General features: G+C 39.9%; 11 protein-coding genes. 9 read left to right on the plus strand and 2 right to left on the minus strand.

Translation table 11 applies throughout. The features are described from left to right. Positions 1–12: 12 nt before the first annotated feature. The 3 genes from EG365_RS15505 to EG365_RS15515 all read left to right on the plus strand — a co-directional run bounded on the left by EG365_RS15505 (position 13) and on the right by EG365_RS15515 (position 3158). A complete protein-coding gene (locus tag EG365_RS15505; RefSeq protein WP_000750376.1) occupies positions 13–1182 on the plus strand; it encodes a hypothetical protein in 1170 nt (389 codons plus the stop codon). Positions 1183–1320: 138 nt separating this feature from the next. Beyond that, positions 1321–2778 (plus strand): NAD-dependent succinate-semialdehyde dehydrogenase, encoded by a 1458-nt coding sequence (locus tag EG365_RS15510; RefSeq protein WP_001176552.1) that lies wholly within the window; start codon positions 1321–1323, stop codon positions 2776–2778. Further along, positions 2775–3158, plus strand: a complete 384-nt coding sequence (locus EG365_RS15515; protein WP_000064100.1) for a carboxymuconolactone decarboxylase family protein — start codon at positions 2775–2777, stop codon at positions 3156–3158. The genes EG365_RS15510 and EG365_RS15515 overlap by 4 nt, the downstream gene beginning before the upstream one ends. A 63-nt stretch (positions 3159–3221) precedes the next feature. On the opposite strand, the gene EG365_RS15520 is transcribed toward EG365_RS15515, so the two are convergent. Continuing rightward, positions 3222–4127 (minus strand): LysR family transcriptional regulator, encoded by a 906-nt coding sequence (locus EG365_RS15520; protein ID WP_001163441.1) that lies wholly within the window; start codon positions 4125–4127, stop codon positions 3222–3224. 98 nt (positions 4128–4225) lie between these two features. Between EG365_RS15520 and EG365_RS15525 the strand changes: the two genes are divergently transcribed. Then, a complete protein-coding gene (locus EG365_RS15525) occupies positions 4226–4822 on the plus strand; it encodes an NAD(P)H-dependent oxidoreductase (RefSeq protein WP_001062885.1) in 597 nt (198 codons plus the stop codon). Positions 4823–4878: 56 nt separating this feature from the next. Here EG365_RS15525 and pobR read toward each other — a convergent pair whose 3' ends face one another. Continuing rightward, entirely contained in the window at positions 4879–5694 is an 816-nt protein-coding gene (gene pobR / locus EG365_RS15530; protein ID WP_001139488.1) for an IclR family transcriptional regulator PobR, read from the minus strand. Between the two features lie 141 nt (positions 5695–5835). Here pobR and pobA point away from each other — a divergent pair, with 141 nt between their 5' ends. From pobA to EG365_RS15555, 5 genes are all read left to right on the plus strand, one after another. Further along, on the plus strand, positions 5836–7050 hold the full coding sequence (gene pobA / locus EG365_RS15535) for a 4-hydroxybenzoate 3-monooxygenase (protein WP_000353520.1): 1215 nt from the start codon (positions 5836–5838) through the stop codon (positions 7048–7050). Between the two features lie 175 nt (positions 7051–7225). Beyond that, entirely contained in the window at positions 7226–7948 is a 723-nt protein-coding gene (locus EG365_RS15540; protein ID WP_000434324.1) for a UTRA domain-containing protein, read from the plus strand. A gap of 91 nt (positions 7949–8039) precedes the next feature. Then, on the plus strand, positions 8040–9077 hold the full coding sequence (locus EG365_RS15545; protein ID WP_000816400.1) for a putative 2-aminoethylphosphonate ABC transporter substrate-binding protein: 1038 nt from the start codon (positions 8040–8042) through the stop codon (positions 9075–9077). A gap of 22 nt (positions 9078–9099) precedes the next feature. Beyond that, positions 9100–10302 carry an ABC transporter ATP-binding protein gene (locus EG365_RS15550; protein ID WP_001166815.1) on the plus strand — a complete coding sequence of 401 codons (1203 nt, stop codon included), beginning with the start codon at positions 9100–9102 and terminating at the stop codon, positions 10300–10302. Beyond that, positions 10296–12005 (plus strand): putative 2-aminoethylphosphonate ABC transporter permease subunit, encoded by a 1710-nt coding sequence (locus tag EG365_RS15555; RefSeq protein WP_000930947.1) that lies wholly within the window; start codon positions 10296–10298, stop codon positions 12003–12005. Before EG365_RS15550 ends, EG365_RS15555 begins: the two co-directional genes overlap by 7 nt. Positions 12006–12071 lie beyond the last annotated feature (66 nt).

Below are 12071 nucleotides of genomic sequence, written 5' to 3' on the forward strand. Positions count from 1 at the left end.
AGGAATCCCACAATGAAAAAAAGCTATTTACAAGTGGCTCTAAGCACAGCATTGATGGCTGTAATCTATCCGAGTTACGCAGGTATAAGTTTTGGAAACACCGATGATGAATACGGCAAGCTCACCGTATCCGGCTATGTTCGCGCTAACTATCAAGATAAACACTATGGAGAGTCTGCTTCTGATCAAAAAATTCGTTTTGATGCTGCGCAGTTAAAACTGGACTACGAGCATGGGCCGTTATTTGGTCATGCGGAATATCGGTGCTATCAATATGATCGTCTATGTGATTTTTCTACGTTGGTTGATGGTTATGTAGGGTACAAATTAAATAAAACAGATCAAGTGGTGGCAGGTGTTCAGCCGATTCCATTTGGACCGGGACGTTTTTGGGGTAATAGCCTATATGGAAGTATGAGCACAACCGCAGGTTTAGAAGATGTTCATAATCTTGGTTTGAATTATCATTTTGAATTGCCGACAGCAACCAAGTTTGATGTGGGGTATTTTGCGGTAGATGGTGGAAGTTACACAGGCTCTACCCAAGATTCAGGTCGCTACACTGCAAACTATGTGAGTTCAGACGTTCCGAATAAAACCGATTTGCAAGAAAAGAATATGTGGGTAGGCCGAGTGACTCAAGATATAAATCTTGGAATTAATGGTTTAACCACACAACTCGGTGGCTCCTATTGGACATCCGATATTGAAAATAAAGCCGCTTCGAGTGATGGGCGCCGTCATGCATGGGCACTTTTTGGTAAAGCCAATTATGGCAATTTAAATGTGACCCTTACTGGTGGTAAAAATGACGTAACTAATCAGGACCAGCTTAACCCTAATCAGTCACTCATGGGTTCTTACGACAGTGAATATTATGTCGCGAACAAAGGAACATTCTATACTGCAGATGTGGGCTACACTTTTAAAAATGTTAAGCAGATCGGGAAAATTACGCCGTACTTTATGTACAGTCAGTACGATAAAGATCAGGACAGTATGAAAGATTCGATTCGTAATATTATTGGTGTGTCTATTGACCATAAACAGCTATCTTTGGTGGCTGAATACATCATGAGTAAAAATGACCCATTCATTGGTGGGACTCAAGATTCATTGGCAAAAGGAGACGATAACCAGTGGAATAAGTTGCTTAACTTAACGCTTTTTTATTATTTCTAAATACATTTAAACATTCGGGCATACCGAAAATTTTTTTAAATTAATTTTTGGTATGCCATAATACAAAGTTGATGGTGAGCTATTTAATTTATGTATCGCTCGACTATCAATGCAGAAGATCTTAATAGGATAATGATCATGCAGCTTAATGAACTCGCTTTATTTCGTCAGCAAGCTTTTGTTGCTGGAAAGTGGTGCGATGCAGACCATCAACAAACATCCGAAATTTTAAATCCAGCGACATTAGAGATTATTGGTACTGTCCCGAATATGGGCAAGGCTGAAGCCGAGCGTGCCATTGAAGCTGCCAAAGAAGCTTGGCCGCTATGGAAAAATAAAACAGCAAAAGATCGATCAATTATTTTAAAAAAATGGTTCGATTTAATCATTTCAAATGCGGATGAATTGGCTTTTATTTTAACGAGTGAGCAAGGAAAGCCCTTAGCTGAAGCCAAGGGTGAAATTTTATATGCTGCCAGTTTTATTGAATGGTTTGCCGAAGAAGCAAAACGAGTGTATGGAGATATTATTCCAAGCCCATATCCAGATGCTCGTATTGTTGTAAATAAACAGCCTATTGGCGTCGTTGCAGCTATTACGCCGTGGAATTTTCCCGCTGCCATGATTACGCGTAAGGTTGCTCCAGCCTTGGCGGCAGGTTGTCCTTGCATTGTAAAACCAGCACCAGAAACGCCTTTTACTGCTTTGGCTTTAGTGGACTTAGCTGTGCAAGCGGGCGTGCCTGCTGAAATTTTTAGTGTGATTACAGGTGATGCAGTTCATATTGGTGATGCGATTTTTGAAAGTGATGTCGTACGCAAGTTTACTTTTACCGGTTCAACACCAGTTGGCAAAATGCTGCTTGAGCGTTCAGCAAAAACCTTAAAAAAAGTTTCCTTAGAGTTGGGTGGCAATGCGCCGTTCATTGTATTTGATGATGCCGATTTAGAAGCAGCAATTGAGGGAGCGCTCATTGCTAAATTTAGAAATGCAGGGCAAACCTGTGTGTGCGTCAATCGATTCTTAGTACAGGCAGGTATTTATGAAAAATTTATTGCTGCCTTAAGCCAAAAAATTCAAAATTTTAATATTGGTAATGGATTAGAAGCTGGGCATGACATTGGGCCATTAATTAATGCCAATGCGGTGAAAAAAGTTGAAGCTCATATTCAAGATGCATTAGATAAAAATGGTCGTCTTGTGGTTGGTGGTAAAAAGCATAAAGCGGGTGAATTGTTTTTTGAACCGACACTGATTGCAGATGTTACCGCTGATATGGATGTGGCAACCCAAGAAACGTTTGGTCCGCTAGCAGCCGTATTTAAATTTGAAAACGAGCAACAAGCAGTTGAAATGGCAAATGCAACTGAATTTGGTTTAGCCGCATATTGTTATACCAAAGATTTAGGCCGTGCTTGGCGAATGAGTGAACAGCTTGAGTATGGCATGGTCGGAATTAATAAAGGCCTTATTTCAAATGAAGTTGCGCCTTTTGGTGGCATTAAACAGTCTGGTTTGGGGCGTGAAGGTTCTAAATACGGTATTGAAGATTATCTGGAAATTAAATACACCTTGTTTGGAGGATTGAATATATGAGTAATGAAAAATTTGAAAAGGGTTTAGCAATCCGTAAACAAGTTCTTGGTGAAGAATATGTAAATAATTCAATCAACAATGCCGATGAATTTAACCTACCTCTTCAAGAGTTAGTCACTGAATATTGCTGGGGAGCTGTTTGGGGGCGTGAAGAGTTAAGTAAGCCTGAGCGCAGTTTAATTAACTTGGCAATGATCTCAGCTTTAAATCGTCCGCATGAATTAAAACTACATGTTAAAGGTGCACTTCGAAATGGTGTACCTAAAGAGAAAATTCGTGAAGTGCTTTTGCAGGTTGCAATTTACTGTGGCGTGCCTGCTGCTGTAGATAGCTTTCGAATTGCTAAAGAGGCAATTAAAGAGTTTGAATCTGAGCAATAAACGTTGCCTTTGAATAATTAAAAAAGCCTTGTTCAAGTGGACGAGGCTTTTTTATTTTTAAGCTTATTTGTTCAGTTCAGGGGGTAAATGCTGCGCCAAATAATCAATTGCAAGACGGGTTTTGAGTGGCATAAAAGGCAGTGTAGGCCATACCAAATGAATCGGAAAAGCAGTGCTCGACATGGTTTCTAACACTTGTACTAGCTTACCATCCTGTAATTCATTTTGAATGAGCCAATCGGGCAGCCAAGCAATACCTGCGTCAGCAAGTGCTGCATTTTTAATAGCTTGCAGATCATTTAAAAGAAGTTTTGCTTTGGGTTTAATAAATAAAGGCTCGTCATTTTCCTTTTGAAGTCGCCATTTCTGCATTTGACCAAAATGCGGATCGGCAATCGTCGCGTGCTGGTCTAAGTCTTCAATATGTTCTACGGGACCTCTTTTATTTAAATAGTCAGGTGAGGCACAAAGTAGCATTCGATGCTCACCAATCGGTTTGGCAACGAGCTGAGTGGTGTCAGGCAATGCCCCGATTCTTATACATAAATCAAAACCTTCTTCGATCAAGTCTACATTTCGGTCATTAAATGAAATTTCTAACTGTAAGTCCGCATGTTGCTGAGCAAATTTAACCATGAGCGGGGCAGCAAAAAGTTGCCCGAACAGCACTGGCACAGACATTCTTAATCGGCCTGTTGCGTTAATTTTCCTTTGGTCTAATAAAGCTGCCGCATTTTGTATTTCACTTAACGTTCGGCGGCTATGCTCATAAAACAAAGTACCTTCGTCAGTCATGCTGAGTGAACGTGTAGTTCTTTTAAATAGAGCCACACCAAGCTGTTCTTCCAGCCGAGCAATATTTTTACTTATGGCTGAGCGAGTTAAATGCAATTGCTCGGCAGCTTTTACAAAACTACCAGCTTCAACCACAGTCACAAATATAGAAATTGCACTGAGTTCATGTTGCATGATTGTTGCCTAAAAGGAACCAATGATAAGAAATAATATCACCACTGTTGAATTTATTGTGGAGTTAATATGACTTCATCAAAAAATTGGAGATGGTCATGGCTAAAATATTGGTATTAAAATCCAGCATTATGGGTGAGGGTTCACAAACCAATCGCCTAATTGATGTAATGCTTGAACATCGAAAAGACCAAGGTGTGCAAGATGACATCACCATACGCAATTTAGCTGAAATGAACTTGCCTGTATTAGATCTAGAAATCTTTCAGGCGCTTCGTGGTGCTGAAAATGTAAATCAAGACATTCAGCAGATCGTTGCTTTGTCTGATGAATTAATTGCTGAATTAAAAAGTGCCGATTTACTCATTATTGGTGCACCGATGTACAACTTAAATGTCCCGACTCAGCTCAAAAACTGGTTTGATTTGGTGGCGCGAGCAAGACAAACATTCCGTTACACCGAAACTTATCCTCAAGGTTTGGTTGAAGGGGTAAAAGCTGTGGTGGTAAGTAGTCGTGGTGGTATTCATGTCGGTCAAGAAACTGAGGCAGTCACGCCTTATCTCAAGGCAGTGTTAGGTCTAATGGGCATTCATGACGTCGATTTTATCTATGCAGAAGGCTTAGACATGCAAGCTTATCGCAGCAAGGCATTAGATCTGGCAAGCCAGCAAGTTAAAGAATTTGCTATTTAAAATTATGAGTTGAAACTCTTGTATCTCTAATAGATAACAAGAGTTTCTAAGTTTATTTAAATCACATTTCTAAGTTCATTTGCCGTGTTGCGTAGCAATGGCAAAATTTGCTGAACCAAATAATCTTCTTGTACGCGGTTAGTTTGAGACATGCAGTTAAGCGCTGCTATGGCTTGACCTTGTGCATTAAAAACGGGCACGGCAATCGCAATCACACCAAGCTCATGTTCTTCTTTGGAAAGACAATAATCCGATAATGAAATACCCTTAAGCACTTCAAAAAACTTTGACTCATCTACTATGGTAAATGGCGTTAAGCGCTTTAAACCGTAAGTTTTTACCCACGTATGTTGTGCTTCTTCGGATAGTGCTGCCAGCAATACTTTACCTGTGGAAGTGGCATGGGCAGGGAGTCGGTTTCCTAAATGCATACCATAAGGGTTGACACGTAAATTATCTTGCTGTGGTAAATAACTACGGGCAATCGGCACCACTTCGTTATCGTCCAGAACCACAATTGAAAAAGTCAGCGACGTCTGCGCGCACAAAAGATTTAAAAATGATTGAGCAACTTTAGGCAGGTGGGCAGAGCTTAGATAAGAACTCGAAAAGCGCAGCACGCGATGAGTGAGCCAAAAGTAATGTTCATCAGTTTCTAAATAGCCTAAGTATTTTAAAGTTTTTAGGTAACGCCTTGCCGCTGTACGACTAATACCTGTTCGTTCTGCCACTTGAGTGACATTAAGCCGCTGGCGATCTGTTCCAAAAGCTTCCAATAAAGCCAAGCCTTTTGCTAATCCTGCAATGTAGTCATCTTGACGAATTTTCTCATGCGAGTTCGGGTGCTCTAGAAAAGCATCGAGAGAAGGCATCCTTTCATTCCTGTTATTTTGGTTGTTTCTGTCCGCTATTCGGACAAACTAAATGATAAACGGTTATTTTCGTCTTGGATACATAGTGAACAAAACTTAAAGCCAGTAATTTAAAAGTCAGGATGAAACAAGGATGAAGTTATGGATATTTTAAAGACACAGGTTGCAATTATTGGTTCTGGACCAGCAGGGTTATTGCTTGGGCAACTTCTATATAAAGCTGGCATCGATCATATTATTGTTGAGCAACGTAGTGCTGAATATGTGGCTTCACGGATTCGTGCAGGAATTTTAGAGCAAGTTTCGGTCGACTTACTGAAACAAGCCGGCGTTGACCAAAACTTAAAAGAAAAAGGATTACCGCATTCGGGCATTGAAATCTTAACCAATGGTGAGTTACATCGGGTTGATTTAGCCGCACTCACAGGTGGTAAACAAGTGACTGTATATGGTCAGACCGAAGTCACTAAAGATTTAATGACTGCGCGTGAAGCAGCACAGCTCACTTCATATTATGAAGCTCACAATGTACAAGTGAAAGACTTTTACACTGCACCAAAAGTTGAGTTTGAGTACCAAGGTAAAGCCTTTCAAATTCAGTGTGACTTTATAGCAGGGTGTGATGGCTACCACGGTGTCTGCCGTGCCAGTGTGCCAGAAGACAAAATTAAAACCTTTGAAAAAGTTTATCCATTTGGCTGGTTAGGGTTATTGGCCGATGTCCCACCTGTAGCCGATGAACTCATTTATGTACAGTCTGAACGTGGATTTGCTTTATGTAGTATGCGCTCAGAAACACGTAGCCGTTATTATTTACAAGTCCCTTTAACAGATCACGTCGAAGACTGGTCGGATGAAAAGTTCTGGGATGAGTTAAAAAACCGCCTAGATCCTGAAAGCCGTGAAAAGTTAGTGACAGGTCCTTCTATTGAAAAAAGTATCGCGCCGTTACGTAGCTTTGTGACCGAGCCAATGCGTTTTGGAAAACTATTTTTAGCAGGTGATGCTGCGCATATTGTTCCACCAACAGGAGCAAAAGGCTTAAATCTCGCTGCATCTGATATTGCTTATTTATCAAGCGCACTCATTGAATATTACGCCGAAGGTTCCGAACAAGGGATAAATGAATACTCTGAAAAATGCCTACAACGCGTATGGAAAGCAGAGCGTTTTTCTTGGTGGATGACTCATTTATTGCATCGTTTTGAAACTGAAAGTGAGTTTGACCATAAGATTAAACAAGCCGAGTTGAGTTATGTACTGGGTTCAATTGCGGGTAAAACAACCTTGGCTGAAAACTATGTCGGGTTGCCTTATGAAATTAAGCAAATTGATAGTTTTAAGCACGCCAGCTAAAGACTAAGTAAAAATAAAAAGGGCATGAAAATGCTCTTTTTTTATAGAAAAATTTAAGTGGGCCGTACTAGCTTAAGAGATTGTTTTGCTTAAAAGATCAGCATTAATAAAAGCTTTTGTCATATTTTTTCAGTATATTGCTATTAATTTCTTTATTTATAAATTCTAAGTTTGTATGGAACAGGACCAAGCACGCATACCTAAATATATTCCTATTCGCGATGCAATTGCCCATGATATTGAATCTGGCGTATTAGAAGCCCACGCAAAACTCCCTTCGGAAAGAGTACTTTCGGAACAATTCCAAACCACACGAGTGGCTGCACGTGAAGCTTTACTGGCTTTGGAAACTGATGGTCTGATTTATCGACTAGACCGCCGTGGTTGGTATGTTCGTTCTCCTCGTATTATTTATCATCCGCAGTCGACTAAAAACTTTAATCAGTTCGTGATTGAACAAGGTTATGAACCTTCGACAGAAGTGATTTCGAGTGAGCTAACGACAGCTACTTCTTGGGATGCCAAACATTTAAAAGTTGAAAAAGGGCATCCGATTTATTCAGTTTGGCGACGTCGTTGTATTAATGGTCGACCTGTTTTGGTTGAACATTTACGTGTGAATGCCGAGCTTTTTCCCGAGTTTTTAACTCATGATCTCAAGCAATCCATTACTTTACTGATGGCAAATCAATATAACTGCCATATCACCAGAGCTGATATTAATCTGTATCCAACAGCTTTATCGGAACAGCAGGCCAAAGCACTGCATGTGAATGTTGGCGCGCTTGGTTTATATATTTGCCGTAGCAACAGAAATGAAGAAGGTGTGATTACTGATGTTGACCAAGAATATTGGCTACATGATGTTTTAGATTTACATTTCGAAGCGCGAGCATAAAAATGCAATCTGGTTTAAACCAGATTAATTAAACTGTCATATAAAGCTGTTGAAATACCATCATCAAATAATTGCATTCGATGGTTTGCAGATGAAACAGTATGTTCAACAGACAATTAAACTCGGTACTGCATCAGTTTTAGGTGTAGTAGTTGCTATTCAAATGGGATGTTCATCAGCAACATCAAAACAATCAGAAGAAATTACAGTCTATACGGCAGTGGAAGCCGACCAACTTAAGCAATACCAAGAAGAATTACACAAAGCTTATCCAGAGCTAAAAGTAAAATGGGTACGTGATTCAACTGGTGTAATCACCGCCAAACTTTTGGCAGAGCAGAAAAACCCACAAGCGGACGTGGTTTTTGGTGTGGCTTTAACCAGTTTGTTGGTCATGGAAAAGAAAGACATGCTTGAGCCTTTTAAACCTGAAGGTATTCAAAATTTAAAACCAGAATTTGTAAGTCAAAAACCTGTACCAACGTGGACGGGTATGGATGCATGGGAATCTGCAATTTGTGTCAATAAAGTCGAATTAGAAAAACGTAAGTTACCGATTCCAAAAACTTGGAAAGATTTAACCAACCCCATTTATAAAAACTTGATTGTGATGCCAAACCCAGCTTCGAGTGGCACAGGCTATTTAGATGTCACGGCTTGGATGCAGATTTGGGGCGAAAAGCAGGCATGGGACTATATGCAGGCTTTAGATAAAAACATTTCACAATATCCTCACTCGGGTTCAAAACCTTGCAAGATGGCAGCACAAGGTGAAATTCCAATTGGTGTTTCTTTTGGTTATCCGGCATTTAAGTTAAAAGCAGAAGGTGCACCTTTAGAAGTGGTTTATCCAACTGAAGGTTTAGGCTGGGAAATGGAAGCCTCAGCAATTGTGAAAGGAACCAAGAAATTAAGTAGCGCGCAAAAATTTATAAATTGGTCGGTAAGCAAAGCGGCAAACGAAGCCTATGCCCATAACTTTTCAATGGTGGCCTATAAAGGCATTGAAAATACTACTATGGACTTCCCGAAAAATCTTCCTCAAATGCTCATAAAAAATGATTTTTATTGGGCGGCCGAGCAGCGTGAACGTATTTTGGCTGAATGGTCAAAGCGTTTTGAAAAGTGATCTTTGGGATAAGGGCCTCATTATGCAAATACCTTCGTCATTGCAGTCATCGCTGCTAGGTCAAAATCAAAAGGCCGAGTTAACAGGGCATTTATTGTCGACCTTAACGACCTATAAATATCCTGAACATGGCCCCTCAGTTTTAGAAGTGATGGATATTCAAAAAAAGTTCCAACACTTTCAGGCCCTAACGCATATTAATTTAGACCTGAAAGCGGGCGAGTTCGTGAGCTTTTTGGGACCTTCTGGATGCGGTAAAACCACATTGCTACGCATAATTGCGGGTCTAGAAAAACCTGATTATGGAAAAGTCATAAAAAAGGGCGCAGACATTACGTTGCTAAGTGCTGAAAAGCGTCACTGTGGCATTGTGTTTCAGAACTATGCGTTATTTCCAAACTTAAATGTAGAAGAAAATATTGCGTTTGGCTTAGACAAAAAGAAATGCGATAAGGCACAGCGTAGCCAACGAGTTCAGCAATTATTAGAGCTGATTGAGTTACCTGATATTGCTAAAAAATATCCAAACCAATTGTCGGGTGGTCAGCAACAACGTGTTGCGCTTGCTCGGGCAATTGCACCGAAGCCTGATATTTTACTGCTCGATGAACCATTGTCTGCACTTGATGCTCAGGTACGTCTAAACTTAAGACAAAAGATTCGTTCGATTCAATCACAGCTTAATTTGCCAACGATTATGGTCACACATGACCAAGAAGAAGCATTAAGCATTTCTGACCGTGTGGTAGTCATGAATCATGGTGTCATTGAGCAAATTGATACGCCGCACAATATTTACTACAAGCCACAAACCCAATTCGTTGCCAAGTTTATTGGCACCATGAATTTTTTAAAAGCCACTTGCGCTGTACCGAATCAGCTCGAGGTTTTAGGTTTTATTCCTCTAAATTTGGAGCAACAAAAACTTAAAGCAGGGGAAAATTACAGCATTGGTTTTAGACCCGAAGCTGTCGAGTTGGTTGATGATTTTGGTAGTGATAAAGAGTCGTTGTATTTGCCAGTTAAAGTATTAAGCACTGAATTTTTAGGTGCCAAGCGTCGTTTATTTTGCGCTATTCATATCGATGGAATTGAGCAGGCAAAACACCTTTTGCAAATTGAAATTGAAAATATCAAGTTCAAATCTTTACAAGAACTGATGTTTATAAAAGTGCCTAATCAGCTCATCCATGTCTTTGACGAACAAGGGTACGCACTATGTTAAATGAAGCTGCTTCAGCGGTTTTAAAAACACAGCCGCGTCGAAAAACTGAATATTCATTAAGATCAAATGTTGCTTTAGCAGCCGTTGCAATCGCTTTAACTTTAGCGATTATTGCTCCTTTAATGATGTTGTTTGAAACTGCATTTTTTGATGAAAATCAAAATTTTGTTGGTCTTGAAAATTTTTATAACTATTTTGTAAGTCCAGCTTTACTCAGCTCTGTATTTAACTCGGTGTGGGTTGCTTGTGCTGCTACTGTCATTACAGTATTTCTTGCCAGTATTTATGCTTTTGCTCTCACCAATGTAAATATAAAAGGTAAAGGCTTCTTTAAATTGGTGGCTTTTTTACCGATTTTAGCGCCATCACTTTTGCCTTCTTTGGCATTGGTTTATTTATTTGGTAAGCAAGGTGTGTTTAAACCTTTGCTGGGCGATATACAAATTTATGGTCCAATCGGTATTTTAATCAGTTACTGCTTTTGGCTATTTCCAGCAATTTTAATGTTGATGATGGTGTCTTTTCGCAGTGTCGATCAGCGTTTAATTGAGGCATCTTTGTCGCTCGGCAAAAATATCTGGAAGACCCATTACCACGTCACACTACCAGCAATTCGGTATGGACTCATTAGCGCAAGTCTAGTGGCTTTTATTTATGTATTGACCGATTTCGGAATTCCGAAAGTCATTGGCGGTTCATTTAACATGATGGCGCTTGATGTCTATAAACAGATTATTGGTCAGCAAAATATGAGCATGGGTGCGGTGATTTCCATCTTATTGTTGCTACCAGCAGTGTTTGTATTTATTTTTGATCGAATACAAAGCAAGCGGCATGCACGGTTTCAAGCCTTTCAGACTAAACCTTATGTTTCAGCATCGAATAAAAAACTTGAAGTTGTTCTAAGCATATTTTGTGGTTTGGTTTCAGGTTCGATTTTACTGATTGTTTTTACGGCAGTGCTGGCTTCATTCATTCAGTCTTGGCCTTATGATTTGTCTTTGACCTTAGCGCATTACAGTTTTGAATATGTCGATGGTGGCGGTTGGGCAGCGTACTTTAACTCGGTTCGCATGGCACTCTTTAGTACGGTTTTTGGAACAGCACTGATTTTTATGGTGGCACTATTAACCGAACGTTTTAAGGCACATCCACTTATTAAAAACTATGTGCAAGCTTTGGTTTTATTACCACTTGCTGTGCCGGGGCTGGTTCTAGGTATTGCTTATATTTTGTTTTTTAACCAGCAGAGTAATCCGTTAAACGTGCTGTATGGAACCATGACCATTTTGGTGATTTCAACCATTGTGCATTATTACACCGTGCCACATCTGACTTTAACCAATGCGATTAAACAAATTCCGCTACAGCTCGACCAAGCAGCACAAACTTTAGGTACATCGAAGTGGAAAACCTTTTGGAAAGTGTATTTGCCTATGTGTTTTCCAGCGCTATGCGATGTATCGGTCTATATTTTTGTGAATGCCATGACCACTGTATCGGCTGCCATTTTCCTCTATTCACCAGACACCAGTTTAGCTGCGGTAGCTGTTTTAAATATGGATGATGCGGGAGACACGGTTGCTGCTGTTGCGATGAGCATTTTGATTTTAACCACCTCATGTGTTGTAAAACTCATTCATTGGTTATTTACCAGAAAAATTATGGCAAGAAGTCAGCAATGGCGTGAAAGCGCTCACTAAGTTTTAGCTAAACACAATTTTTATTTAACCGACTGAAACGAAATGCTTTGTTCAACAAGGCAAGGG

Source organism: Acinetobacter sp. FDAARGOS_494 (genome assembly GCF_003812225.1).
Classification (GTDB): Bacteria; Pseudomonadota; Gammaproteobacteria; order Pseudomonadales; family Moraxellaceae; genus Acinetobacter; species Acinetobacter baumannii.